General features: G+C 71.7%; 21 protein-coding genes. 7 read left to right on the top strand and 14 right to left on the bottom strand.

Annotated elements, in window-relative coordinates:
- The first annotated feature begins 59 nt into the window (after positions 1-59).
- Positions 60-548, top strand: coding sequence for a hypothetical protein (locus tag WME76_RS43365; RefSeq protein WP_437958010.1), 489 nt, complete (start codon positions 60-62; stop codon positions 546-548).
- A gap of 17 nt (positions 549-565) precedes the next feature.
- On the opposite strand, the gene WME76_RS43360 is transcribed toward WME76_RS43365, so the two are convergent.
- The 4 genes from WME76_RS43360 to WME76_RS43345 are packed head-to-tail and all read right to left on the bottom strand — an operon-like array spanning position 566 to position 3,364.
- Positions 566-1,726, bottom strand: a complete 1,161-nt coding sequence (locus tag WME76_RS43360) for an NADH-quinone oxidoreductase subunit D (protein WP_437958009.1) — start codon at positions 1,724-1,726, stop codon at positions 566-568.
- Positions 1,723-2,271: an NADH-quinone oxidoreductase subunit C gene (locus tag WME76_RS43355; protein ID WP_437958008.1), complete on the bottom strand. Its 549-nt coding sequence runs from the start codon at positions 2,269-2,271 to the stop codon at positions 1,723-1,725. The genes WME76_RS43360 and WME76_RS43355 overlap by 4 nt, the downstream gene beginning before the upstream one ends.
- Before the next feature lie 29 nt (positions 2,272-2,300).
- Positions 2,301-2,849, bottom strand: coding sequence for an NADH-quinone oxidoreductase subunit NuoB (gene nuoB, locus WME76_RS43350; RefSeq protein ID WP_081427129.1), 549 nt, complete (start codon positions 2,847-2,849; stop codon positions 2,301-2,303).
- Positions 2,846-3,364 carry an NADH-quinone oxidoreductase subunit A gene (locus WME76_RS43345; protein ID WP_437958007.1) on the bottom strand — a complete coding sequence of 173 codons (519 nt, stop codon included), beginning with the start codon at positions 3,362-3,364 and terminating at the stop codon, positions 2,846-2,848. The genes nuoB and WME76_RS43345 overlap by 4 nt, the downstream gene beginning before the upstream one ends.
- A 303-nt stretch (positions 3,365-3,667) precedes the next feature.
- On the opposite strand from WME76_RS43345, the gene WME76_RS43340 reads away from it, so the two are divergent.
- Both WME76_RS43340 and WME76_RS43335 read left to right on the top strand, forming a co-directional pair.
- Positions 3,668-4,492 carry an undecaprenyl-diphosphate phosphatase gene (locus WME76_RS43340; RefSeq protein WP_437958006.1) on the top strand — a complete coding sequence of 275 codons (825 nt, stop codon included), beginning with the start codon at positions 3,668-3,670 and terminating at the stop codon, positions 4,490-4,492.
- A 68-nt stretch (positions 4,493-4,560) separates the two neighbouring features.
- On the top strand, positions 4,561-5,742 hold the full coding sequence (locus WME76_RS43335) for a mannose-1-phosphate guanylyltransferase (protein ID WP_437958005.1): 1,182 nt from the start codon (positions 4,561-4,563) through the stop codon (positions 5,740-5,742).
- A gap of 9 nt (positions 5,743-5,751) precedes the next feature.
- Here the strand turns inward: WME76_RS43335 and rsmI are convergent, their stop codons facing one another.
- Both rsmI and WME76_RS43325 read right to left on the bottom strand, forming a co-directional pair.
- Entirely contained in the window at positions 5,752-6,630 is an 879-nt protein-coding gene (gene rsmI / locus WME76_RS43330; RefSeq protein WP_061615477.1) for a 16S rRNA (cytidine(1402)-2'-O)-methyltransferase, read from the bottom strand.
- Between the two features lie 3 nt (positions 6,631-6,633).
- Positions 6,634-7,929 carry an RNA polymerase factor sigma-32 gene (locus WME76_RS43325; protein WP_437958004.1) on the bottom strand — a complete coding sequence of 432 codons (1,296 nt, stop codon included), beginning with the start codon at positions 7,927-7,929 and terminating at the stop codon, positions 6,634-6,636.
- 183 nt (positions 7,930-8,112) lie between these two features.
- Between WME76_RS43325 and WME76_RS43320 the strand changes: the two genes are divergently transcribed.
- The 3 genes from WME76_RS43320 to miaA are packed head-to-tail and all read left to right on the top strand — an operon-like array spanning position 8,113 to position 11,731.
- Positions 8,113-8,760, top strand: a complete 648-nt coding sequence (locus WME76_RS43320; protein WP_437958003.1) for a hypothetical protein — start codon at positions 8,113-8,115, stop codon at positions 8,758-8,760.
- Positions 8,757-10,787: a DNA mismatch repair endonuclease MutL gene (mutL, locus tag WME76_RS43315; protein ID WP_437958002.1), complete on the top strand. Its 2,031-nt coding sequence runs from the start codon at positions 8,757-8,759 to the stop codon at positions 10,785-10,787. Before WME76_RS43320 ends, mutL begins: the two co-directional genes overlap by 4 nt.
- Positions 10,784-11,731, top strand: coding sequence for a tRNA (adenosine(37)-N6)-dimethylallyltransferase MiaA (gene miaA / locus WME76_RS43310; RefSeq protein WP_437958001.1), 948 nt, complete (start codon positions 10,784-10,786; stop codon positions 11,729-11,731). Before mutL ends, miaA begins: the two co-directional genes overlap by 4 nt.
- A gap of 17 nt (positions 11,732-11,748) precedes the next feature.
- Here the strand turns inward: miaA and WME76_RS43305 are convergent, their stop codons facing one another.
- The 8 genes from WME76_RS43305 to WME76_RS43270 all read right to left on the bottom strand — a co-directional run bounded on the left by WME76_RS43305 (position 11,749) and on the right by WME76_RS43270 (position 23,776).
- Complete coding sequence (locus tag WME76_RS43305) at positions 11,749-12,522, bottom strand: phytanoyl-CoA dioxygenase family protein (protein WP_437958000.1); 774 nt, start codon at positions 12,520-12,522, stop codon at positions 11,749-11,751.
- Between the two features lie 236 nt (positions 12,523-12,758).
- A complete protein-coding gene (locus WME76_RS43300; protein ID WP_437957999.1) occupies positions 12,759-13,304 on the bottom strand; it encodes a hypothetical protein in 546 nt (181 codons plus the stop codon).
- Positions 13,305-13,925: 621 nt separating this feature from the next.
- Positions 13,926-15,218: a DUF1552 domain-containing protein gene (locus tag WME76_RS43295; protein WP_437957998.1), complete on the bottom strand. Its 1,293-nt coding sequence runs from the start codon at positions 15,216-15,218 to the stop codon at positions 13,926-13,928.
- A gap of 304 nt (positions 15,219-15,522) precedes the next feature.
- Positions 15,523-16,833 (bottom strand): DUF1552 domain-containing protein, encoded by a 1,311-nt coding sequence (locus WME76_RS43290; RefSeq protein ID WP_437957997.1) that lies wholly within the window; start codon positions 16,831-16,833, stop codon positions 15,523-15,525.
- Positions 16,834-16,885: 52 nt separating this feature from the next.
- Positions 16,886-18,649 carry a DUF1592 domain-containing protein gene (locus tag WME76_RS43285; RefSeq protein WP_437957996.1) on the bottom strand — a complete coding sequence of 588 codons (1,764 nt, stop codon included), beginning with the start codon at positions 18,647-18,649 and terminating at the stop codon, positions 16,886-16,888.
- 595 nt (positions 18,650-19,244) lie between these two features.
- On the bottom strand, positions 19,245-19,787 hold the full coding sequence (locus WME76_RS43280; protein WP_012241655.1) for an inorganic diphosphatase: 543 nt from the start codon (positions 19,785-19,787) through the stop codon (positions 19,245-19,247).
- Between the two features lie 204 nt (positions 19,788-19,991).
- On the bottom strand, positions 19,992-22,421 hold the full coding sequence (locus WME76_RS43275; RefSeq protein ID WP_437957995.1) for a DUF1592 domain-containing protein: 2,430 nt from the start codon (positions 22,419-22,421) through the stop codon (positions 19,992-19,994).
- A gap of 59 nt (positions 22,422-22,480) precedes the next feature.
- The gene (locus tag WME76_RS43270; RefSeq protein WP_437957994.1) at positions 22,481-23,776 is read right to left on the bottom strand and encodes a DUF1552 domain-containing protein; all 1,296 of its coding nucleotides are present in this window, start codon (positions 23,774-23,776) and stop codon (positions 22,481-22,483) included.
- Positions 23,777-24,531: 755 nt separating this feature from the next.
- Between WME76_RS43270 and WME76_RS43265 the strand changes: the two genes are divergently transcribed.
- Positions 24,532-26,058 carry a hypothetical protein gene (locus WME76_RS43265; protein ID WP_437957993.1) on the top strand — a complete coding sequence of 509 codons (1,527 nt, stop codon included), beginning with the start codon at positions 24,532-24,534 and terminating at the stop codon, positions 26,056-26,058.
- Positions 26,059-26,070 lie beyond the last annotated feature (12 nt).

The following is a 26,070-nucleotide window of genomic DNA, read 5'->3' as shown; positions in this document are numbered from 1 at the left end:
GCGCCGCGCGGGTACGCTCAGGTGAGCAATCTCGATCAAGGAGAGCTTGAATGACACGGATGAAGCTTGTGGGGGTTCTGATGACCGGTCTCGCGCTCGCGGCTTGCGGCGGCGACGACGACGGGGGCGACGAGGGCAACAGCGGAGGTGACCTCGACGGCAAGCAGCTCGGCAGCCTGACCGCCGAGGAATCCCAGGCGGTGTGCGAGGACGTCGCCGCGTCGGCCACCGTCACGAAGGAAGACGTATGCGAGCTCGCCGGCGCGTTCGCCAGCGCCTTCGGGGGTGCTGACTGCGAGACCGCCAAGGCAGAGTGCATGAGCCAGCCGGAGCAGCCCACGGAGGGCGGCGAGTGCGCCACCGCGGGCTTCGCGGACTGCACCGCCACGGTGGCGGAGTACAAGGCCTGCATGACGGCTCAGATCGAGGCCCTGAAGTCGATCACGTGTGAAACGCCGCTCGACACCTCCGGGGAGCCCCCCGCGGCGTGCGCGGGGCTCGACCAGAAGTGTCCGGAGATCCTCGGCGGCCCGGCCGGGGGCGCCTGAGGTCGCCCCCCACCCCGCTACCTGTCGATCTCGGGCGCGACGACATCGAAGCTCGCGATGAGCGCCACGAGGTCGGCCAGGAATAGCCCGGGGCTCTTCGCCTCGATCATCCCCATCGCGGTGAAGCTCCCCGTCCGGAACCGCGCCCGGTACGCCTCCTCCGCGCCCCGCCCGATCACGTAACATCCCATGTCGCCACGGGCGCTCTCGATGCGCGCGTAGGCCTCGCCGTCGGGCCTCATCTTCTTGGGCAGCTTGCCCAGGATGTCGTCCTCGGGGTGCTCGTCGATCTTCTCGAGCGCCTGGCGGAGGATCTTCGCCGACTCGCGGCACTCCTCGACCCGGACGTAGAACCGGTCCCAGCAGTCGCCCACGGTCCCGTACCGCCCGTGGCCCACGGGGACGTCGAACTCGAGCTCCGGATAGACCGAGTAGGCGTCCTCCTTCCGGAGATCCCATTTCACGCCGGAGGCGCGCAGGTTGGGGCCGACGAGCCCCCAGTCCTTCGCCTCCTCGGCCGTGACCACGGCGACGTTCGCCAGCCGCTTGATGAAGATGTCGTTCAGGCTGATGAGCCGGTCGAACTCGACCATGATCGGCTCGAAGCCGTCGAGCCACCGCTTCACCTTGTCGGCCCACCCCTTCGGCATGTCGAACGAGACGCCGCCGATGCGGTGGTAATTGAAGGTGAGCCGCGCGCCGCACAGCTCCTCGATGAAGTCGTTGATGTGCTCGCGCTCGCGCAGCGCCCACGGGAAGGGGGTGACGGCGCCGACGTCCATCGCCATCGCGCCGAGCGCGATCATGTGGCTCCCGATCCGGTTGAGCTCGCAGGAGATGACGCGCAGGTACTGCGCCCGCTTCGGCACCTCGATGCCCATCAGCTTCTCGCAGGCGCTCGCCCAGGCCTCGTTCGCGAACATCGCCGCGATGTAGTCGACGCGATCGGTGTACGGCATGAAGCCGCTGTAGGTGCAGCGCTCGCCGATCTTCTCGATGCTCCGGTGCAGGTAGCCGACGTCCGGCACCGCCTTCCGGATGATCTCGCCGTCCGTGGAGATGACGAAGCGGAGCACTCCATGGGTCGACGGGTGATGAGGCCCCATGTTGAGGGTCATCTCGTCGTCCATCTCCTGCCCCGCGTCCCCGCGGTCGACGCTGAGGATGACCTGGCTCATGACGCGTCCGCTTCCTTCTTCGGGAGCTTGATCTTGAAGAGCTCGATCGGGTTCGGCCGCTGCGTCGGGATGCCGCGGTACTCCGCCTTCTCCTGCCAGTCCTTGCGCAGCGGGTGGCCCTCCCAGTCGTCGGGCAGGAGCAGGCGCCGGAGGTCCGGGTGCCCCTCGAAGCGCACCCCGAGCAGGTCGTAGCACTCTCGCTCTTGCCAGTTCGCGGCCGACCACACGTCGACCAGCGTCGGCACCGACGGGCTCTCGCGGTCGAGGAACGCCTTGAGGACGACGCGGTGCTTCTTCGCGTACGAAGTGATGTGATAGACGACGACGATCTTCTTGAGATCGGGGTAGTCGACCCCCGTGATGCACTCCAGGTAATCGAAGGCGAGCTCCGGCGCCTCGCGCAGGTGCTGGCACACGGCAGCGATCTTCTCGGGCGCGACCTGGAACCAGGCGTCTCGGTCCTTCGCGGACACGGGGTGAAAGTCGAAGACCGCCTCTTCGCCGAGGCTCGCCTGGAGCGCCTGAAAGGTCTCTTCGGGTGTCATGAGGTGCCGGGGTGGCCAGGGTGGATGAATCAGCCGCCCGTCGCGCCGCGGCGGTCGAGGGCCCGCTCGCTCTTGATCTTCTCCTGGATCTTCAGGAGCCCTTCGAGGAGCGCCTCGGGGCGCGGGGGGCAGCCGGGCACGTAGACGTCGACCGGGATGATCTGATCCACGCCCTTGCAGACCGAGTACGCGTACTGGAAGAGGCCGCCGCAGTTCGAGCAGCTCCCCATCGAGATGACGAAGCGGGGCTCCGACATCTGGTCGTAGAGGCGCTTCACCCGGGTCGCCATCTTGTACGTCAGCGTCCCCGCGATGATGAACAGATCGCTCGACCGGGGGCTCGGCCGCGGGGCCGCGCCGAAGCGCTCGAGATCGCCGCGCGGGCCGCCGGTCTGCATCAGCTCGATGGCGCAGCAGGCCAGGCCGAAGAGCATGTACCAGACGCTGTTCGATCGCCCCCAGTTGAGCAGCCAGTTGACGGTCTGATCGACGCTCGTCGTGATGACGCCGCCGCCGTCGCTCTCGTACTTCGCCTCCCACCCGCGGGGCGGGGCCATCAGGTTCAGGTTCGATGTCATGACTCCGCACCTCCCTCGGCGACGGCCGCCCGCCCCGCGAGGCCTGCGGGCGCGGCGCCGCCCGCGCTCGCGCTCGTCAGAGACGCGCGCGGCTGAGCCCGGCTGGTCACGTTCTGCGCCCCGCGCGGATCCCCCTTGATGGCGCGGATCCAGTCGAGATCACCCTTCACGAGGACGTAGACGAAGCCGAGCATCAGGATGGCCACGAAGAGGAAGATCTCGATCAGCGCGAACAGCCCGCTGCCCTGGTCCACCCAGCGCTTGAACACCGCCGCGACCGGGTAGATGAAGGCGATCTCGACGTCGAAGACGATGTAGATGAGCGCGACGATGTAAAAACGCGGGTTGAAGTTGAACCACGCGGGCCCGACGGGCGCCTCCCCGCACTCGTACGTCTCGACCTTCTCGGCGTACGGGTTGCTCGGGCGCAGCAGCTTGCCGAACAGCAGAGAGCCGAGGACGAAGCCGATCGCCACCAGGAAGAACGCGGCAACGCTGGCGTATGCCATCAACATCGAACGGAACCTCGCTCGGCTCGCCCTCCCCCGCCACGGGCGAGAGAGCGCCAGATCCAGGGGGTTATGTAGGTGAAAAGATGAACCGCGGCAAGCCGGCAAACCCTGAAGGGGCGGCGCTCTCAGCCGGCGCCTGCGCGCAGTTCCACGCTGTTTCCATGGTGTTCCGTGCGTTCCACGCTGTCCCTCGGTCCCTCGTGTTCCAGCGCCGCGCCGCGCTGCGGCGCGGCAACATGGTGAGGCGACGCTCGAAGCCGCTGCTCGGGATCGACAGGACGCGCCGGGCTGGAGTATCGGTCGAGCGTGGGTCTCGTGGACGTCGCGGTGCTCGCGGCCGTCGAGGGGGCGGCGCACGCGCTGCCCATCTCGGCGACCGGCCACGGCGCCGCGGCGCGCCTCTGGCTCCGCGCGGCCGACGGCGACGCGTGGCTCGCGGCCGCGGAGGCGCTCGCGGCGGCCGCGGCGCTCGCGCTCGCCGTGCGGCGGCGGCTCCGGGGCGCGCTCGCCGAGGGGGCACGGGCGCTCGCGCGGCCGTCGCTCTTCAGGACGTCGCCGCCGGCGCGCGACGCGGCGCTGCTCGCGCTGGGCGCCGCGGCGAGCCTGATCGTGGCAGCGGCGCTCCGGCCGTACGTCGCGCGCTGGGCGAGCGCGCCGCTCGCGGTGGGGCTCGGCCTGCTCGCCACCGGCGCCGCGCTCGCGAGCACGGCGATCGCGCCGCGGCGCGGCGGTCGCGCGGGGACCGACGCGCCGTCGCTCGCCGGGATGATCGCGGCCGGCGCGGCGCACGGGCTCGCGGCGCTGCCGGGCGGTTCGCGCGTCGGCGCGGCGCTCGTGCTGCTGCTCTGGCTCGGCGTCCGGCCGGCGCGCGCCGTCGAGATCGCGCTCGCGCTGAGCATCCCCGCGCTCCTCGTCTCGGGGCTCGCCGACGCGCGCGCGCTCGACGGCCCTCCGCCGGGGCCGGGCGCCGTGGCGCTGAGCCTCCTCGCCGCCTTCGTGGGCGCCGCGGCCGCAGCCGCCGCGCTCCGCGCGCTCGCCGAGCGGCGGCGCACCGCCGCGCTCGCGCTGTGGGTCATCCCGCTCGGCCTCGCGATGGTCGCCTACGCGCGGGCGCTGCCCGGCCCCTCCTGAGGAGGCCCTCTGCCATCGCGCCGCAACCGTGCCGTCACGCTCGACATTGTACCCCTCAACGAACGCCCATGAGCTCGACCGAGACCCCCATCCATGTCCTGATCCTCGCCGGCGGCGCGGGCACGCGCTTCTGGCCGGCGTCGCGCGCCGCGCGCCCGAAGCAGCTCCTGCCCCTGCTCGGCGGCGAGCCGCTCATCACCGCCACGGCGCGCCGGGTGCTGCCGCTGTGCGCGCGCGGGGGGAGCGCCGGCTGGGAGCGCCTCTGGATCGCGACCGGCGAGCACCTCGTGGCGCCCACGCGCGCCGCGCTGCCGGACGTCTCCGAGCGGCGCCTGCTCGTCGAGCCGGCGCCGCGCAACACCGCGCCGTGCATCGGCTGGGCGGCGGCGACCATCGCGCGCGACGATCCCGACGCCATCGTGGTCGTGCTCCCGAGCGACCACCACATCGCCGACGTGCCGCGGTTCCTCGAGGTGCTGGAGGCCGCCGTCGCCTCGGCCCAGAGCGGCGCGATCACGACGGTCGGCATCCGCCCGACGCACCCGGAGACGGGCTTCGGCTACATCGAGGCGGAGGAGGCGGCGGGCGCAGCGAGCGCGGCGCCCCGCAAGGTGCTGCGCTTCGTCGAGAAGCCGAGCCGGGAGCGCGCCGCGGAGTTCGTGGCGAGCGGCCGCTTCCTCTGGAACGCGGGGATGTTCATCTTCCGCGCGGGCGACATGCGGGCGGCGATCCGCGCCCACCTGCCCGCGCTCGCCGAGGGGCTCGACGAGATCGACCGCGCGGCCGCGCTGGGCGCGGCGGCCGAGGCGGAGGCCGTGCGGCGCGTGTTCCCGCGGCTGCCGGCCGTCAGCGTCGACCACGGCGTGATGGAGCACGTCGCCGGGCTCGCGGTGGTGCCGGGCGATTTCGGCTGGAGCGACCTCGGGAGCTGGCAGAGCGCCTGGGAGCTCGCCGAGAAGGACGAGCGAGGGAACAGCGCGCCCGCGGGGTCGGTCCTGGTCGACGCGCAGGGCAACTATCTGGTCGACCTGCGCGGGCGCGACGGCGGCGCGCGCGCGGAGGATCTGCGCGGGCGCGACGGCGGCGCGCGCGCGGAGATCGACCGCCGGGTGATCGCGCTCGTCGGCGTGGAGGGCCTCGTGGTGGTCGAGACCGACGACGCGCTGCTCATCGTGCCGCGCGACCGCGCGCAGGACGTGAAGCACGTGGTCGACGCCCTGAAGGCGCGAGGGCAGGGCCGGCACACGTGACCGCGTGATCTACTCGCGCGACGCGCCCCGCCGCGCCACCGCGCGCGCGTAGAGCTCCCTTCGGGGAAGGCCGAGCTCGACCGACAGCTCCTCGGCGATGTGCTTCGCCCGGCGCCCCTGCGCGAGCTCGCGATCGATCCGCGCGTCGATCTCCGCGTCGTCCAGCCCGGCGCCCGCGGCGGAGGGCTCCGCCGGCGCGAGCACGAGCGTGATCTCGCCGAGCCACTCCCGCTCGAGCGCCGCGAGCTCCTCCACGGTGCCGCCCAGGATCTCCTCGTGCACCTTCGTCAGCTCGCGCGCGACGACCGCGCGACGACCGCGCATCCGCTCGGCGAGATCCGCGAGCGTCTCGCGGAAGCGCCGCGGCGACTCGAACAGCACCACCGCCTCCGGCGTCGAGGTGACCAGCGCCAGCACCTCGCGCCGCTCGCGCCCCCCGCGGGGCAGGAACCCCACGAAGCGGAAGCCCCCCGTCACGAGCCCCGACGCGCTCACCGCCGCCATCACCGCGCTCGGCCCGGGGATCGCCACGACGCGCGCCCCGGCCTGCGTCGCCGCGCGCACGAGCGCCGTCCCCGGATCGCTCACGACCGGCGTGCCGGCGTCGGTCATGAACGCGATCGACTCGCCCGCCGCGAGCCGCGCGGCCGCCCGCGCCGCGTCCGCCTCCGACGCGTGCGCGTCGAACCGGTCGACCGGCTTGCCCGAGACGCCGAGGTGGCCGAGGAGCAAGCGGGCGCGCCGCGTGTCCTCCGCGAGGATCCGGTCCGCCGCCCGCAGCGTCTCGACCGCGCGCAGCGTGATGTCGCCGAGGTTGCCGATCGGCGTCGCGACCACGTAGAGGCACCCGCGGCCCGTCGCCCCACCTTGCTCGTCGCCGCTCGACAAGGCCTAGTCCGCCTCGACGGCGTCCCCGAGCTCCTCCTGCAGGTACGTCCGCAGCTTCGACTGGAGCCGCGCCTCGAGCTGGCGCACGCGCTCGCGCGAGATGCCGAACTCGTTGCCGAGCTCCTGGAGCGTGAGCGGATCCTCCGCCGCCATCCGCTTGTCGAAGATGATCACGTCCTTGCCCTTCAGCGTCTCGCGGAACTTCGAGAGCCGATCGTGGACGAGCATGCCCATCTCGCGCGCCTCGAAGGCGCTGTCCGGGCTCGCCCCCGACGAGACGAGCATCTCCACGCGCGGGATCGAGCGGCCCTCGAGATCGCCGACGGGGGCGTCGAGCGACGCCTCGCCGCTCGAGAGGCGGCGGTCCATGTCGACCACCTCCTTCTCCTCGACCGACAGGCGCTTCGCGATCTCCGCCGCCGTGGGCTCGATGCCCATCGCCGAGAGCTTCGCCTTCTCCTTGTTGAGGTTGAAGAAGAGCTTCCGCTGCGCCTGCGTCGTGCCGAGCTTCACCAGGCGCCAGTTGTTGAGGATGAAGCGGAGGATGTACGCGCGGATCCACCAGGCCGCGTAGGAGGAGAGCTTGACGCCGCGGTACGGGTCGTAGCGCTTCACGGCCTGCATCAGGCCGATGTTCCCCTCCTGGATGAGGTCCATGATGTTCTTGTAGGCGCGCCGGTACTCGTACGCGAGCTTGACCACGAGCCGCAGGTTCGCCGTCACGAGCCGCGCGGCGGTCGCGACGTCCTGCGTCTTCGTGTACTTGACCGTCAGCTCCTTCTCCTCTTCGGGCGTGAGCAGCCGGTGCCGCTGCACCTCGCGCAGGTAGGCCTGCAGCGGGTCGGTGCGCGACAGCGCCGCGTCGCTGCTGCCGCGGCCCTCGCTGGCGCCGAGCCGCGCGGAGCGCGGGATCTCGATGTCGTTCAGGTCGACGCCCGCGTCGTCGATGACCTCGCCGACGACCTCCACGACGTCGCCCTCGTCGACGTCGCCCTTCTCGGCGCCGCTCTCGGGCGCGGCGTCCGCGTCGTCGTCGTCCTCGCGCGCGCCGTCGTCGTCGCCGGCCGCGGGCTGCGGCTCGCCGCCGCGCGCGCGCCCCGCGGCCTTCGCGGAGGGGCGCTCGCGGCGCTTCAAGGCCGGCCGGGGGGCCGCGCCGTCCGCCTCACCCGTGTCGGGCGGGAGGTCCGCCGCCGCGTCCTCCGACCCGGATCGAGGGCCCGCCTTCGCCGTGCCCTCGGGCTGCGGCGCACCGGCCCCCTTCGTTCGCTTCGCTCGCGGCTCGCTCTTGCTCTTCGCCACCCGGACCTCGTCTCGAAGTTCTAGTACAGCCCCGCCGCGTCGCGCCACCTGCGCCGGCGCGCAGTCGACACGGCCCCGCGACCCGAGGCTACCCGCCCCGCAATCTACGGGAAGGCCGCGGGGAAAGGCGGGTCAGGAAGAGAGCGCGCGGGATCGGAGAACGTGCTACACGGCAGCCGTCACGTGGACTCGCACCGACCTCCGCGCCCGCGCTCGCTGCGCCCCTGGTACCTGGTGGCCACCATGCTGCTCACCTGGATCATCGGCGTCCGCGGTTTCATGGCCGGGTGCGGGACGGCCACGTACCTGCGCGGCGGCATGGCCCCGGACGTCATGGTCGTGGCCGAGCAGGCGCGCGACCAGGGGGATCCGTTCCAGTTCACGTTCCTCGTGCTCGAGGCCGCCCAGGCGAGCGCCATGAGCCTGCACCAGGACGTCTCCTTCCCGCTCAGCGTCGGGAAGGTGATCCTCGGCGGGCTGCTGGTCATCGCGAGCGGGCTGGCGCTCGGCGGGCGGCCCGGCACGCGCGGCTTCGTGCTCCAGGTCCTGGCCGCCAACCTGGCCTTCGCCACGGTCGAGTACGCGCTCACCCGCGACATCCGCGGCGCCTGGATCGACATGGTGGCGCAGGCGGGGGCGCTGCTGCCGCCGGACGTCCCCGAGCGCTCGAGCCTCACGAACCCGAGCCTCTGGTGGACCGCCGAGCGGGTGCGCTTCGCCCTCTTCGAGCTCGCCATCCTCGGGGCCGCGGCGCTTGCGATGACGCGGGAGCGCACCAAGCTCTACTTCCAGGCGGTCGCCCGGACGGTCGACCCCGGCGACGAGCCATGAGCACCGCGGAGAGGATCGCCGGCGCGGATCCTCGATCGCAGCCCGCCCAGCCCGACGAGCGGAGGGTCGCCGTCCTCCCGGACGACCTCGCCAACCAGATCGCGGCGGGCGAGGTGGTCGAGCGGCCGGCGAGCGTGGTGAAGGAGCTCGTCGAGAACGCGCTCGACGCGGGCGCGCGCCGCGTCCGGGTCGACATCGAGGGCGGCGGCGTCGGCCTGGTGCGCATCGCGGACGACGGGCGCGGCATGAGCCGCGAGGACGCGTCGCTCGCGGTGCTGCGCCACGCGACGAGCAAGATCGCCCGGCTCGACGATCTCCGCTGCATCCAGAGCTTCGGCTTCCGCGGCGAGGCGCTCCCGAGCATCGCCTCGGTCAGCCGCTTCTCGCTGCGGACGCGGCGCGACGGCGAGGCCGAGGGGACGGAGATCCGCGTCGAGGGCGGCGGCCCGGCGCAGGCGATGCCTTGCGGGTGCGCCGCGGGCACCGTGGTGGAGGTGCGCGACCTCTTCTACAACGTCCCCGCCCGGCGGAAGTTCCTGCGCGCGGTCGGGACCGAGTCGGCGCACGTGACCGAGATCGCGCAGGCGATCGCGCTCGGCGAGCCGGGCGTGACGCTGGTCCTGTCGCGCGACGGCCGCGTCGCGCGGGAGTGGCTGCGCACGACGAGCCGCGCGGAGCGGGTGCGCACGATGCTCGCGGGCGAGGAGCTCGCGACGTGCGCGGGGCAGCGGGGGCCGCTCACGGTCGAGGCGTTCGTGTCGCGGCCGGAGCGCGCGCGCTCGGGCGCCGGCTGGCTGTGGATGTTCGTCAACGGCCGGCACGTGCGCGACCGCTCGCTGGCGCGCTCGATCGCGCTCGCCTACGGCAGCGTCCTCGAGCCGGGCCGGTACCCGATCGGCGCGGTGTTCATCGATCTGCCCGCCGAGCTCGTGGACGTGAACGTCCATCCGCAGAAGGCCGAGGTCCGCTTCGCGGACGGCCGCGCGGTCGCCGACGCGATCTACAAGATCGTCGCCGCGCAGGTGGCCGCGGCGTTCGGCCTGCCCGCGCCGTCCCCCGGCGGCTTCCAGGGCCGCAAGGGCAAGCTCTTCGAGGACGCGGCGCCGCCGCCCGGCGACGCCTGGGTCTGGTCGAGCGGCCCCGCCGCCGAGCCGACCGCGGCGGGCGCCTCGAGCGAGCGGCAGGGGCCTCCGGGCGAGCGGCAGGAGACGCCGGCCGATCCGTGGGGCCTCGGCGGCGATCTCGTCGGGATCCCGCCCGCGCGCCCGGAAGCCGCGCGACCTCCGGCCGCGCCGGCGCCCGGTCCGGAAGCGCCGTTGTTCGCGGGCGCCTGGGGCGACGTCGCGCCGCCGGCGTCGCCCGGCGAGCCGGCGGCCGCGCCAGGGGCGCCGCCCCTCCCCTACCCGACCGGCAGCGGGCCCGTGCTCGCCGCGGCCGAGCGGACGCTCGCCTGGCGGTCGCTGCGCTTCCTCGCCCAGGTGCGCAACACCTACTTCGTGTGCGAGGGGCCGGACGGGATCTACTTCCTCGACCAGCACGCGGCGGCGGAGCGCGTGACGTTCCACCGGCTGCGCGCGTCGTACGACGGCCGCGATGTCGCCACGCAGAAGCTCCTCTTCCCGGTGATCATCCCGGCGGCGCCCGCGGAGGTGTCGCTCGTCGAGGAGGCGCAGGAGGCGATCGCGCGGCTCGGGCTCGACGTCCGCGCGGCGGGCGCGGCGCAGCTCGCGGTGCACGCGGTGCCGACGCTGCTCCGCCGCGCGGCGCCCGAGCGCCTCGTGCGCGACCTCGTGGACGAGCTGAGCCACGCAGGCGAGCGCGCCTTCTCCGGCGCGGTGGACCTCGCGCTGGCGACCATGGCCTGCCACGGCTCGCTGCGCGCGGGCGATCCGGTGGCGCCGGAGGAGGCGCGCGCGCTGCTCACGGCGCTCGACGAGGTCGACTTCGCCGGCCACTGCCCGCACGGACGGCCCATCGTGATGCGCGTCGGCTGGCCGGAGCTGGAGCACCGCGTGGGGAGGCGGTGACCGAGGCGGCGCGCGAGGCCGCTCCGGAGGCGAGCGCGGCCGCCGCGCCGCCGTCGTGGGAGACGATCGCGCCGCCCGCGCCGGGCGAGCTGCTCGTCGTTGTCGGCCCGACGGCGAGCGGCAAGACGGAGCTCGCCATCCGGCTCGCGGAGCGCCTCGGCGGCGAGGTGGTGAGCGCCGACAGCGTGCAGATCTACCGCGAGTTCGACCTCGGCTCGGGGAAGCCGACGCCCGCCGAGCGCGCGCGCGCGCCGCACCACCTGGTCGACGTGGCCGATCCGCTGGAGGCGATCGACGCCCAGCGCTTCGCGGAGCTCGCGGAGGCGGCGATCGCCGACATCCGCGGCCGCGGCCGGATCCCGATCGTCTGCGGCGGCACGTTCCTCTGGGTGAAGGCGCTGCTCTTCGGTCTGTCGCCCGCGCCGCCCGCCGACGCCGAGGTGCGCGCGCGCCACCGCGCGATCGCCGACGCAGCGGGGCGCGCCGCGCTCCACGCGCGCCTCGCCGAGGTGGATCCGGAGAGCGCGGCCCGGCTCGCGCCGAACGATCTCGTGCGCGTGAGCCGGGCGCTCGAGATCTACGAGCGCTCGGGCCGGACGCAGAGCGCGTGGCACGCGGAGCACGGCTTCCGGGAGCGCCGGCACGCCGCGCGCCTGCTCGCGGTGCACCGCGACCGCGCCGAGCTCGACCGCCGCATCGAGGCGCGCGTCGCCGCGTGGCTGGAGCAGGGCTGGATGGACGAGGTCCGCGCGCTGCTGGCCCGCGGCTACGGCGACGCGCGGGCGATGGGCTCCGTCGGCTACAAGCAGGTGCGGGAGCACCTGGAGGGGCGCCTGCCGGCCGAGGAGCTCGCCCCCGCCATCGTGCGCGCGACGCGCATCTTCGTGCGGCGGCAGCGAACCTGGTTGAGGGACCAGGCGGTCGCGCACGTCGCGCTCACGTGACCGGGCGGCGGCGCGGGTCAGTAGGCGAAGGCCTGGTACACCTCGGTCTCGTCCGGCACGTCGAGCGACTCGACGACCGGGTTGAAGCGGAGCATCCGCTTCGCGCGCTCCGAGAGCTGGGCGAGGCCCTCGCGGGGCACCCGGATCGAGACCTCCGGCCGGAAGAGCCAGCGGCGGCTGTACCCGATCACCACCATCGGCCGGGGCTCGCGCGTGCGGTTCGGGGTACCGCGGTGCAGGCCGCGGACGTCGCGGACCATGACGTCGCCGAGCTCCATGGTCACAGGCTCCAGCGCGACCTCCCCCATCTCCAGGCGCCGCATGGCTTCCGCCTTGGAGAGCATGTGCGTGCCGCGGGCGATCTCGATCGGGCCGTTCTCGGCGGTGACGTCGACCAGGGGGAAATTGACGGCGAGCTGGAACGCAGGCGTCTCTCTCCCGGTCTCGGGGAAGAGCGGCGGCGTGTCGCGGTGGACATCCTGGTAATCGGACCCGAGGAGCGGAGTATCGGTCGCGAGCTGGACCATGGTCATGTCGGCCCCGACCAGGCGCTCGACCACGCCGAGGATGGTCTCCTCCTCGTAGATGCGCGGCTCCGCGAAGGGGGCCTTGAACGGGAGCGTCACGTAATAGCGACCGGGCCCGCGGTTCTTGAGGTGCCCCTCGCGCTCGATGTGCGCGTCGAGGAGCGGAGTGAAGGCCTCACGCCACGAGCGCAGAAGGCTCTTCGGGATGAGGTTCTTTATCAGACAGAACCCATCGCGCTGCGCTGCGTGGGCAAGCTCATCCATCTGGGCGCTCGTGTGGCGGGCGTGGCTCATAGCTCGGCGCCAAGCTTGGTCGGCCTCCACCGGAGTCGTCAAGCTCAGCGCTTGCGCTCCGTCGATTCATGATGACGCCACCTTGTCCGGAATCGTTGCTTCCGTCAGAGAAAGCACCCCTGCAGGTGTCTGGCCCACGCGGCGGCAGGTGAACAAGCGGGCTCAGGCGATTCTTCTCTGCCCCCGCGGTGCTGGGCTCCTCGACGTCAGCGCGCTCTCGACCTGACCTCGCCGTCGCAGCGCGGGCACCCGGCGCTGCGCGGCCGCGCCTCCTGCGTGAACGCGACGCGGCCGCAGCCGGTGCACACGGTCATGTGCCTCCGGTAGAGATCCGCGTCGGAGAGGATCTCGGCGGCGAAGAGGCTGAGCACGATGTCGCTGAGGAGGTCGCTCTCGCGCGGCGCCGGCAGCCAGCCCGAGCGACCGCCCACCACGGTCCATCGCACGCGCGCGCTGTACAGCGCCGCGCGGAGGAACCCGCCGTCGGGGTTCGGCGCCACGAAGTCGAGCAGCGCGAGCGCCACGCGTTCGCGCGCCCGCGCGGTGAGCGCCGCGACCTCCCGGTGCCGCTCGTCGAGCCCGCAGAGCTCCAGGGTCTCCGCGCCCGGCTCGCGCAGCGCGCGCGGGGCCCGCATCCAGCCGGGGGCGACCACGTGCTCGAGCAGCCACGCCGCGAGCTCGTGGGGCTCCCACGGGCGCGTCGTGACCTGCATGAACTGGAGCGCCCCGGCCAGGCTGGGGCTCGCGAGCATGCGCGCGCGCAACGCGACGAACGAGCTGGCCCGTCCCGCATCGGCTCGAGAGCCCCGATCGAGCATGTCGCTCCGGACGGAGCGGCTCGCCGGCCGAAGGCTGTCCATCGCGATCTTCAGGGAATTGCTCATAAATTCCATGGGGGGTTCCGTCCCGCCGTCCGCCGCGGGGAGCGGCCGGTCGCCGGCGATGTGCGGAGCGGTAAGCGCCCCGCGTGCCAGCCAGGAAATGAGGCAGAATCCCGCCACGTGGTGCGGACGCGCGCTGGACCCGCGCAGCCGTCGCGACACAGCGAAACTCGCTGAGGTCTCGAGGCCGCTGCCGAGCGCGCGCGGCTGCTGCGTCCAGGCATCGGGTCGCCGGAGCGCCCTCAGCCCCGGCGCTCGCCGAGCGCCCCGTGCTCACGGCCGGGTCCGTGAGGGGGTCGTTCTTGCGCACTCACCCGCCGCGAGCGGACGCGCGTACGCCCGCGGCGAACACGATGTCAGCGCGCGCCGAGCACGACATGGGCCATCGCGCCGGCGGCGGGGCGCGGTGGCCGCGGGGCATCGGCGGCGCTGGCGGACCGCTGGGACGTCGGCGCGGAGCTCTGGAGGTGAGGTTGGAGAGAGCGAATCCGATCAGCTCGCCGCCAGGCCCGGGAGCGGCGACTTGGACGGCAGGTTCGGATCACCGAAGCCGGCGAAGTCGGTGACGCCCATCGCGTCGCACAGGCTGAGCAGCACGCGCTCGTGCCGGTCGGAGCTGCGCACGTACCGGCCGCCGGGACTCGTCTTCAGGTAGCCGCCATCGCCGCTCGCCAGGACGAACTTCATCTCGTTCATGTTGTGGTTCGGCGAGTCGCCCATGTCGCGGCACCACGCGATGAGCGTGTTGTCGAACAGCGTCCCCGAGCCGTCGGCCTCGGGGATCGCCTTCAGCTTCGTGATGAGGTCGACGAACCGCTGCGCCAGCCACTTCTCCAGCTTGATCAGGTCGAGGTGCGCAGGGGCGCCGGTGTGGATCATGGAGCCGTGCTCCTCGCCCCGGAGCCCGATATCCGGGAGCTCGACGTTCATGGCCTGATCCGAGCCCCACTGGATCGCGGCGACCCGCGTGATGTCGCACGCGAACGCGCCGACGATGAGATCCATGTGCGCGAGGTTGGCCTGCAGCGGGTTGGTCGGATCGGTGGCGGCCTTCGTGGGCGGCGCGCAGCCGCCACCTTCGCCGGACGACGCGTTCGACAGCCGCGTCTCGATCTGCCGGATCGACTCGAGGTGCAGATCGAGCTTGTACCTCTGCTCGGAGCCGAGACCTCCCTCCAGCGTCTTGATCTCGTTCTTGAGGTGATCGAGGACGCTCTTGCGGCGGCGCAGCAGGTCGTCCGACGAGGTGTTCGCCGGGACCGCCGAGCCGAACAGGGTGGAGTACGCGGACGTGGGGGACGCGATGGTCGGCAGGTTGTCCGCGCGATAGTACGGCGACCTCCCGCCGCTCACCGTGCTCTCCGCGCCGAGCAGGAGCGAGGCGATCGGCGTCTTCACCCCGGCGGCGACCAGCTTGTCCGCGATGAACTGATCGACGGAGATCAGCCCGGCGGGGCCCCCGCCGAAGCCGAGCCCGGTGAGGCCGTCCGGGGCGCCGTGGTTGTTGCCGGGGTTCCCGCTGGGGAGTCCGTCCACGAGCACGACGTGCTGCTTCACGTCGGCGAGCGGCGACGTGGACTCGCTGAACGTGGGCGTCTCGCCGGAGACGCTCGTCGGCTTCCATATCTGGGTCGCGGTCCCCATCGTGCAGAACAGGAGGAGCCGCTTGGGCTTCCGCCCGGGCGCCGCTTCGGCGATCGAGTCGAGGAAGGGCGCGAGCAGGAAGCCGGCACCGACGCTGGCCGTCAGGCCCTTGAGAAACTCTCTACGACGATGGCTGCGCATGACTGACCCTTTCCGTCGCTCACCGATCTTCTGCAGACCGCGCCCGTGGAGCTCGCGGTCCCCGATCTCCATGCGCGCGACGCGTCGCGGCGTCGGCGCGGATCACGCGCTCTCGACGGCGAACTCTGTCGCTTCGGCCGGCTTCAGGACGCGTCGTGCTTGAACTTCGTGCGGCCCGCGTCGACGGGCCAGAGCGCTCGTCGATCCGCCGACGGACCACGGGCGTCGACGGTAGCGCGCGCCGGCGGAGCTCACCGCGACAGGCGCGTGGGGGCGCGCCTGTCGCGGCGAGAGCCTCGCTGGCTCAGGTCGCGGCGAGGCCCGGGAGCGGCGACTTGGCGCCGAGGCCCGGATCGCCGAAGCCGGCGTAGTCCGTGACGCCCATCGCGTCGCACAGGCTGAGCAGCACGCGCTCGTGCCGCTCCTTGCTCGTGATGAACCGGCCGCCCGGGGCCGTCTTCAGGTAGCCGCCCGTGCCGCTCGCCAGGACGAACTTCATCTCGTTCTGGGTGTGGGCCGGCGCGTCGCCCATGTCGCGGCACCAGGCGACCAGCGTGTTGTCGAGGAGCGTGCCGGAGCCGTCCGCCTCGGGGATCGACTTCAGCTTCTTGATGACGCCGACGAACTGCTCGTGCAGCCACTTCTCGAGCTTGATCAGCTTCACGTGCCCGGGGTCGTAGCCGTGGATCAGGCCGTTGTGCTCCTCGTCGGCGAGGCCGATGTCCGGCAGGTTCACGTTCATCGCCTGATCGGAGCCCCACTGGATCGACGCCACCCGGGTGATGTCGCACGCGAAGGCGCCGACGATGATGTCCAGGTGGAGCTGGTTGGCCTTCATGGCGTTGGACATGTCGCCGGAGGGCGACGTCGGGGCGGTGCAGGCGCCGCCGGAGCCGCCCCCGTTCATCGAGCCCGAGAGCCGCTGCTCGATCTGGCGGATCGACTCGAGGTGCAGATCCAGCTTGACCTTCTGCTCCGCGCCCAGGTCCCCCTTGAGCGTCGTGATCTCGCGCGTGAGGTGGTCGAGCACGCTCTTGCGGCGGCGGAGCTGGTCCTCGGCGGAGGTGTTGGAGGTCGGGTTGGTCGGCGCCGCCCCCGTGAACACGGTGGTGTAAGCCGACATGGGGGAGGCGATGGGCGCCAGATTGCTCCCCTTGTAGAACCCCGTCTTGCCGCCGCCGGTGTCCGCGCCGAGCAGGAGCGAGGGAATGGGCGTCGACAGCGCGCCCGAGCCCTTCAGCTTCTCCACGATGAACTGATCGACCGAGATCAGCCCGTAGGGGCCGCTGGCCGAGTAGCCCATCCCGGTGAGGCCGTCCGCCGATCCGTGGTTGTTGCCGGGGCTCGCGCTGGGGAGGCCGTCCAGCATCACGATGTGCTCCTTCACGTCCGCGAGCGGCGAGGTCGCCTCGCTGAACGTGGGGGTCTCACCGGAGACGCTCGTGGGCTTCCAGATCTCGGGCGCCGTGCCCATGGTGAAGAACACCAGGAGCCGCTTCGGCTTCTTCCCGGGAGCAGCGTTGGCGATCGAATCATAGAAGGGGGAGAACAGCAGGCTCGCCCCCAGGCTGGCACCGACACCCTTGAGAAAATTCCTACGACTGTGGCTGCGCATGACCGATCCTTTCACTCGCTACCGCTCTTCTGGTGGGTTGCAGCCGTGGGGGTCACGGGCCTTGAACTCTACGGGTGAAGTGCGGCGCGCGCGTCAGCGCGAGCCACACGCTCTTGATGCGGAAGTCGTCAGCCGCCGCTTCCTGCTGGACCTTCTCGTACGTGCAGCCGTCCTGGTCCCAGGTGTCGCCGAACGCGTAGTACGACCAGTGACGGACCATGCACTCCTTGACGTCCTCGTTCGCAGCGAGGTAGTCGGCCAGCTCGGTCACGCCGTTGAAGCTGAAGTTCTCCCCCTCGGGCGGCGCGAAGACCGTGCCGGTCGCGTCGATGGGGAGCCCGGACTCATCGTTACGCCACCGACCGAATGTGTCGTAGTTCTCGAAGCCGAAGCCGATCGGGTCCATGAACTGGTGGCAGCCGCCGCAGGCCTCGTCCGAGACGTGCTGCTGGAGCATCATGCGCGTGGTCGCCGGGCCCTCCAGGGGTTTGATGTTCGGATCGACGCCGGGCGGCGGGGGCAGGAGCGGCTGGCAGAGGAGACGGGTGCGGACCATCTTGCCGCGCTGGGTGGGCGAGGACAGCTTCGCGCCGCCGTGCCCGGTCAGGAAGCTGCCGTGGGACAGGAGGCCGCGATCGCGCTGCCCGGGGGTGATCGTCACCCTCGTCAGCTCGGTGCCGCCGGCGCCGCCCATGCCGTAGTGCGTGGCCAGGCTGCTGTTGATGAACGTGTAGTCCGCCTGCAGGAGGTTGGCGAACGTGCCGTTCTGGGTGAACGCGGTGTCCACGATGAGCGCCTGCGTCTCGGCCATCATGTCCCTGCGCAGCTCGTCGCTGAGATTGAAGACCGTGTTGTCCTTCACCGTGGAGACCAGACGGTTGAGCTGGAGCCAGCCGCGCATGAACCGCATCATCTCCGCCTCGGCGAGCGGGCGGGTCGCCGGGTCCTCCAGGATGCGCAGCGCGTGCTGGGCGATCTGGTCGCTGGTCAGCGAGATGCCCTGGGCGACGGCCTCGTCGGCGGCCTGCAGCAGCGCCTCGTCCGGCATGGTCCCCGTCAGCAGGTACGACAGGTTGCTCGCGACCTCGTGCGGGGTGAGCTCGTAGATGCCGCCGCCGATGTCTCGGCCGATCTCGTGGCGGTACAGGAAGTACGGCGACTGCAGCATGGCGCTCACGACCACCTTGGCGCCGTCCTCGAACGAGCCCTCCGCGTCGAACAGGGCGTCGTAGGACGCGAAGCGGTCGTCCGGGAGCGTCTCGCGGAACGCGCGGCGGCCGAAGTCGCGGATGAACTGGCCGCGGCATGCCGCGTCCTTCGTCCGACAGGTGGCCGAGGTGAGGGTGTCGAGCTTGTTCGTCACCGCCCAGTCCGCGGTCTGCTCGGCCCAGTCCATGATCTGCTGGGCGGTCAGGTCGCGGATCACGAGCGCGTTCGCGTCGGCCGTGAACCCGAGCACCTGCGGATCGTTGAAGATGCTCGGGAGGGTGACGCTCGAATCCCGGAAGAGATCGCGGACGGTCGCCTCGAACTGGTCCACCGTCAGGCGCCGCACCACGCGCGGGCCGGGGGTGCTCAGGTCCGCGGCCTCGCATTGCGACACCTCGGGGATGGCGTGGGGCTGCTCCGGCTGCTCGCCGGGCGGCGTGCCATCCGGGTTGCTGGGGTCGCCGCTGCTGCTGCCCTCGTCGGAGGGCGTGCCGTCCGCGTTGCCCAGGTTGCCCAGGCAACCGAGCGGGCCGGCGAGGAGAAGTGCCACTGCGGAGTAGCGGCGACACGCCTTCGCCGAAACTAAGCTATTAAGCGTGCTCATCATTGCTTGAGAAAAGCTGATGTCTCTCATGTTGTCAAGCCCCGATCAAGCTGTGTCGCCTCTAGATATCGACTCTGCCCACGCTGACTGCTCTGCTTACCCTACCGAATCCATCCGCTCACCCGACTGCGACTCATCAACTTTTCGCCTGCGGCGCTCAGCGTCTTTCAGCGCATCTCAGCGCCGCTGTCCGCGTCCGGGCCCTCGCCCGCATCGTCATGGGTCATCATCGGTCAAGCTCGGACGCACCGCGTCGAGCTGACGCACGATGCAGTGCGCCATGCAGGCGAGCTCGGCTCGCCCTGGATGCCGTAGCAAGGTCGGACCCTCGGCTCGTACAGCGCGCTTCCACCTCGAGGCGCGAGGCGAGCTGCTGAGCGAGCGCCTCCGTCTCCGTGAGCGTCGAAGCGCGGTCCATGCCAGGGACTAAGCAAGCGGTATGCCGCGTGTTTCCCCGGGATTGCCCGGGTGCTCAGTGCCGTTTTCTTGATTTTTTCGGCCACCGACGAGTGGTGGACGCGAAACAGTCCAGGAAGCGCGATCCACCTGATCCGCGATCCATCGAGGCTTTTGTGGGCAGCCCCCCCAGCGGCCGCCCTCAGCCCTTGGACCAGGCGCTGATCGACCGGTAGCTCGCGACGGACTCCTCGATGACCTCCAGCGCGCGGTTCCGGTCGTACATCGTATCCACCTCGGCGAGCTTGTTCTCCAGCGTCTTGTAGTCGATGAAGAACCGCATGAGCTCCTTGGTCACGTGCGGGGGCAGCTCTTCGTGCGTGAGGTAGTGGGCCACCGAGGGGTCGTCGACGGCGACGGCGATGATCTTGTCGTCGACGCCCTTGTCGTCGCGCATGAAGAAGCCGCCGATCGCGCGCGCCCTCACGATCGTGAGCGGCACCACGGGCTCCTGCATCAGGACGAGCACGTCGAGGGGGTCGCCGTCGCCTGCGTGCGTCTGGGGGATGAAGCCGTAGTTGGCCGGGTAATGCACGGACGAGTAGAGCACGCGATCGAGCATCAGGAGCCCGGTCTTCTTGTCGAGCTCATACTTGCACTTCGATCCCTTCGGGATCTCGATGACGACGGGGAAGAAGTCGTGTCGGCTGTCGGGGAGGAGGATGTCGTGCAGCGGATGGGTCATTGAGGCGTCCTGGGGCTGTCGCCCCGCCCGGGACGGGGCGAGGGGGCGCGCAGGATAGCAGAATTGCAGGCAAACTGGCGCGCGGCGTATCGCCTGCCACGCCCGCGCGGCCGCGCTGGCGCGTCGCCCCCGCGCGGCCGCGCCGGCACGGCTGTACCGGCGCGGCCGCGGGGGTGGGCGATGCGCGCGATGCGCCGCAGCGGCTCACTCCCGCCAGCAGAAACCGAAGCTCGCAGACTGGTTCTTCTCGATCTGCGCGTTCCACTCCACCCCGGTGAACTTCACGCCCGCGTTGCCCGCCTCGGCCACGGCGTTCCACACGTCGGAGGGCGTGCCGTCGACCTGGAGGGTGACCTCCCACGCCGCCTTGCTATCGCCCAGGTTGGTGACCGTGACCGACTTGCAGCCGCCGCCGTCCCACACCGAGTCCACCTTCTCCTCGACATCGAAGTCCGCGTTCGTGGGCAGCGGGGGGTTGTCGGTGCCCGAAGACCCCGAGTCGCCGCCGGGCTCCTCCGAGGAGCCCGGGTCCGTCACCGCCTCGGCGAGGCGCCTCGTGAAGCGCGGCGACTGCGCGATCGCCTTGATGACACCCGCGACGGTGAGGTTCTCGGGCCCGAGCTGGCCGGTGATCTGCTCCGCCATGCAGGAGAGCTCGGACTGGTCCATGGCGCCGAAGCCGAAGCGGAGCCACTGGAGCGTGAAGCACGCCTGCGCGTCGGGGCTCTGCGCGAGCATCTGGGCGAGCTCTCCGGTGCCGTCGAACGTGCCGCTCGTGCTCGGCGCCCCCACGATGTTGCCGCTCGCGTCGACCGGGTGCCCGTCGTCGTTGTCGCGGTAGCGGCCGACGCCGTCGAAGTGCTCGAAGCCGAAGCCGATCCCGTCGATGAGCGAGTGGCAGCTGCCGCACGCCTCGTTGTTGGAGTGCTCGGCGAAGCGCTCGCGCGTCGACTTCGTGGGATCGGGCTGGGGCGGCTTGACGTCGAGGCCCGCGGGCGGCGGCGGCAGCGGCTGGCAGAGGAGCTGCTCGCGCACGAACTTGCCGCGGTGCACCGGCGACGACTCGGCGGCGTGCGCGTGGGTGCTGAGGACGCTGCCGAGCGTGAGGATGCCCATGCGGTTCGAGCCGGTGAGGTCGACCTGCGTCATGCCGTCCTGGTCCGCGTCCCCGCCCGGCGCCTGGAGGCCATAGAACGACGCGAGCTCCTGGTTCACGTAGGAGTAGTTCGCGGTGTACATCTCGCTCAGCGAGCCCGAGCCCTCGCGGATGAGGTGGCGCACGAAGGCCGCCGTCTCCTTCTCGATCGCCTGCCGGACCGCCTCCGTGTACTCCGGGTACGCGGTCATGTCCTTCGACGGCTTGCCGTTCAGCTGCAGCCAGGTCCTGAAGAACCTGAGGACGCCGGCGTCGGCCCGCGGGTCCTGCATCATCCTGTCGACCTCGGCCGAGATGACCGCCGGCGTCGCGAGCTCGCCCGACTCCGCCTTGCTGAGCAGCTCGTCGTCCGGCATCGAGCTCCAGATCATGTAGGAGAGCTGGGAGGCGATCTCGTGCGGCAGGAGCTGGTATGTGCCGTCCGCCGCGACGGCGCCGATCTCCGGGCGATAGAGGAAGTAGGGAGACTGGAGCGCGGCGGCGATCATCGCCTGGACGCCCCCCGCGAAGCCCTCGTCGGCCTTCACGCTGCTGTAGAGCTCCAGGTACCGCGCGCGGTCGTCCTGGGTGAGCGGCCGGCGGAAGGCGCGGCGCCCGAAGCTCTCGAAGAACTCGGTCGCGCACGCGTCGTCGCCGGTCGCGACCTCGCAGGGGACGAGCGACCCCGGCGCCTCGATCACCCTGGCGGCGATGTCCTCGGCGGCGTCGCGCATGAGCTGGACGTCGGTCCCGGCGTAGAGGAGCGCCTCGGCGTTGTTGTCGAAGCCCTCGACGTTCGCGTCGGTCGGGAGGATGTAGCCCGTCGTGTCGAGGCCGAGGAGATCGGCCACGGTCCTGTCGAACTCGACGCGCGACATGCGGCGCAGGACGCGGCGCCCGGACACCATGTTGGGCTCGCAGGCCGTCGGCTGCTCCTCGCAGCCCACGCCCAGGTTGACGCGGTTGACGAACTTCTCGAACACCACGTAATCATCGCTCTGGAACGGGATGAGCGCGCCGCCGGCGTGGCCGTCGGGGTGCCGGCCGGAGGGGCGCAGCAGCAGCGTGGACTCGCCGTTCACCTCGAGCGCGGCCATGCTGCGCACGGCCTCGAAATTGGCCTGGAGCGCCTCGTCGGTGCCCGAGGTGTCGAACACCATGCGGGTGCCCTTCGCGAGCCCGCTGTCGGTGTGGCAGACGGTGCACTTCGAGGACATGATCGGGTCCCAGAGGTTCGCCTTGAAGAACTCGATGTTGTCGGCACATCCCGAGTCCAGGGAGCCCGTGTCGTCTCCGCCGTTCGTCTCGCTGTCGTCGTCGCCGGCCCCGCCGAACAGGTTGGTGCAGCCGGCGCCCGCGGCGCCCAGCGCGACGCACGAGAGCATGAGCGCGTAGCTGAGGCGCCGCGCCAGCGTGCGCCGCGGGGCGTCGCCCGGCGGCAGAGGCCGGGAGGCAGACGCATCCGCCCTGTCGAGGGGTCCCGTCGTTTGCGTGTTCATAAGCTTGTTCCTCGTAATCCCAAGTAAGGTGGGTGGACGGACACGCGGATCTCCGCGCGTCACGCGAGCCCGTCCAGCGGGCCAGTGCCCTTCGAGGCGTCGCCGAAGGTGCTGTTGCTGAGGCCCATGGCCTGGCAGACCGAGACCAGGAGCTGCTGGTGGGGAGCGCCGCCGAAATTGACGTAGCGGCCGGGCGTGAACGCTCCCCCGCCGGCGAGGACGAACGGGACCGACTCGCACCGGTGCAGCGGCGCGTCGCCGAGCTCCTTGGCCCACACGACCAGCGTCTCGTCGAGCAGGGTGCCGCCGCCGGAGCCGGCGGTCGACTTCAGCTTCTTGAGGAGGTAGGCGAACTGCTCGGCGAACCATCGCTCCGCGATGCGGAACTTGTCGACGTCCTCGCCCGTGCTCGCGTGCGAGAGCGAGTGATGGTCCGTGCCGGCCAGGCCGAGCCACCGGAGGTGCAGCGGCGAGACGGTGTGAGAGAACTGGACGGTCGCGACCCGGGTCCGCCCGCACGCGAGCGCCGCGGCGACGAGGTCCATCTGCGCGAGGGCGATGTCGGGGACGGCGTCCTCGTCGGTGGGGTTGAACGCGGGCGGGGGCGCGGGCGGCGTGTTGCAGCTCGCGGCGATGGGGCCCGCGCCCGTGCTGGCGCCGGGCGCGATCTGCTTGAGCCCGTCGATGTGCGCGTCGAGCTTGGCCTGCTCGCGCTCGGGCACGCCGGCGCGCAGCGCCTGCATCTCGCTGTTCGTGACGCGCAGGATGCTCTGCCGGCGCTTCTTCTTCGGATCGACCTCCTCGGCCCCATTCCCGGTCGGCTCAGCGCTCCCGGTGAAGCCGTCGAAGATCTGGTTGTAGGCCGTCCGCGGCTCGTCGATCACGGGCGCGAACTGCCCCGCCGCGCTGTACGACATGCGGGTCTGCGAGTTCGTCCCCCACGGGCTCGTGTAGATACCGAGGTTGGCCGGCCGGACGCCGAGCTCCTGGGCGACGTACCAGTCTAGGCTCTGGCCGCGGCTCGCGCTGCCGGCGTTGCCGCCGCCCGTGAGCATGTTGACCATGCCGGGCTCGTGGTTGTCGACCCCCTTGAAGTCGATGCCGTCGCAGATAATGAGATCGGATTTGTGCGCCGCGAGCGGCTCGAGGATCGAGCCGGCAGGGAAAGAGAAGCTGGATCCAGAGCCCTGCGGGCGCCAGAGATGGTGGTGAGTTCCGTTGGGAGAGAAGAAGATGACCAGATTTCGGGCAGTCCCACCGTCGGCGCGAAGGTGGCCGATCCTCCCGAGGAACGGAGCGGCGAGGAGACCGGCGCCCAGGCCGGCGGCGAAGCGACGTCTGGATATGCGATTCATAACGACGGGCTTTAGCAGAGGTCATGCCCGCGAAACAAACAGCGTCTAGCACTCGAATTCACCCGACAAATGATGTGCTACATGTCGCCTGAACCGAGAGCTGTTCTGGGCACGAGATCCAGGAGATTCCGGGGGCGATCCTGGACCCGAACGAGTTCGGCGCGCGTTCACCACAAGGCATGAGCGAGCTCGGCAGAGAGCGGACTTCAATATTCCAGCGAGAGCCCTCGAATCCGCGGCGAGACATCCAAAGAATGTGCCAGAGACATCCGGAAATGCCTTAGGGATCCATCGCGATCCTCGGCTGTCACCGGTACAGCGAAGCGATCAAGCGACGAACGAGATGCCATGAAGACCGGATGAGTCAGGATTTTTATATTCCCGGTGTCCCCGGGTCGTTGGCAGCTCAACCCATCCTCGTCCGATCATCTCCTGCTATTCTCGTCAGAGCATCTCTTTGCATGATGCTCTACCGAGAATCCCAGTTCGCATTGGCGCTCTTCCGGGAAACGCATTTCGCATGTTCCTCGTCCAGGAAGCGCATTTCGCATGCTCCTCGTCCGAGAAACGCATTTCGCATCTCGATGAGGGGGTTGAAGGCCGCTGGACTGCCCCGCCGCGCGACCACCAGCCCCGGCGCGACGGCCGCGGCGAGCCGCCGGCGCGGAGCGCATCGCGAGGATGGGCAGCAGCCGCCGCTCGTGCGATGAGCTAGGGCCCCGCCGCCGGGGCAGACCTCGCCCGTGGCCCTCCAGATGGCTGTAGCGCTCCCCACGAGACCATGCCCCACGCACGCCCCGCCCCGGCCACCGGAGCGCGCGCCCGGACCCCCGGGCACGCCCGCGCCGCGGCGCAGGGCGCCGGGCGCGCTCGCGTTGCTCGCGCTGGCGGCGGCCCTCGGCGGCCCTCACGCGGCGGCAGCGCGCGCGCCGGATGGGCCGCCGCCCGGTCCGCCGGGGCCGGCCGCCAGCGCGCAGGCGGGCGCGCCGGCCGACGACGCCGCCGCGCCGGCCGACGGTCGCTCCGTGGTCTCGCCGGTGCAGCGGCCCGAAGAGCGCGACGTACCGCAGCGCGCGTGCTCCTTCACGCTGCCCGTCTGCGTGCACGCGCCCGCGGACGTCCCGGGGGCCGCCGTCCTGGACGGCCTCGCTCACCTGGAGGCCGCGATGCGCGCCTACGACGCGCTCGGCCTGCCGCGGCCGCTCCCCGACGGGCAGCGGGGCGGAGGCCCGTCGTACGACCTCTACCTGGAGCGCGGCCCGCGCCGCGGGCCCCTCCGCGTCGGGCACGACATGCGGGCGCTCGGGGATCGGTTCGACGCCGCGAGCGCGTTCGCCGTCGCCGCGGCGCCGGCGGCGCCCGGGCGAGGCGGGTGCGCGAGCGCCTCGGACGCGGCCTACGCGCTCGGGCACGCCGTCGCCGCGCGCCTCGACGCCGGGGCGGAGGAGGGCGCGCTCGCGATGACGGCGAGCTACCTCGCCGCCGTCGCGGCGCCCTGCCCGGCCGAGGAGCTCGCCGCCGTCGACGCCTTCCAGCGCGCGCCCGAGCGGGCGCTCACCGGCGCCGCGCTCGGCGCGCTCGACGGCGCCCTGCTCTTTCCGTGGTACCTCGACGACGCCTACGGCACCGGCACGCCGGCGCAGGTCGCGGTGTCGCTGCTCGCGATCGCGGCGCAGTCCACGCCCGCGGGCGCCGCGCGCTTCCGCGGCGAGCCCGACGTCTTCGACGCGCTCCGGGCGTCGCTCCGGTCCCGCGGCAAGGAGCTCGACGACCTGCTCCTCGAGTTCGCGGTCGCGCGGGCGTTCCTCGGCAGCCGCAGCGACGGCGCCCACCTCTCGGACGCCGCGCGCTTCGGCGACTTCGGCCGGGTGCGCTTCGAGTGGTCGCTGCCCTACGCGACGCTCCCGCGGCGGGTCGCGCCCCTGCGGCCGATCGAGCCGACAGGCGCCACCTACCTCTGGCTCGATCTGTCGGCGGAGAGCGCGGCCGGGGGGCCCGATCTCGAGACGGCCGAGATCACGTTCGTGGCCGACTGGGAGCTGCCGGCGCTGTTCCGCTGGGCGATCGTGAAGGTCGACAGGCAGGGCGCCGAGGCCGGCCGCGTCGAGGTGGCCGGCATCTTCGGGAGCAGCCGCGCGCAGCGCACCGTGGTGGGGCTCGAGGGCCTGTCGGGGCTGCTCATCGTGGGCGTCAACGCGGGGAGCATGATCCGGAGCCACCCGTTCGATCCGGACGACGCGCCGTTCATGCCGCACGCGTACGCGGTCTGGCTCTCCAGGTAGCGCGGCGCGCTC

This window comes from Sorangium sp. So ce119, assembly GCF_051524405.1.
Lineage (GTDB): Bacteria > Myxococcota_A > Polyangia > Polyangiales > Polyangiaceae > Sorangium > Sorangium cellulosum_G.
The sequence above is the reverse complement of the archived record's forward strand: the minus strand, read 5'-3'. Positions and strand labels throughout refer to the sequence as shown.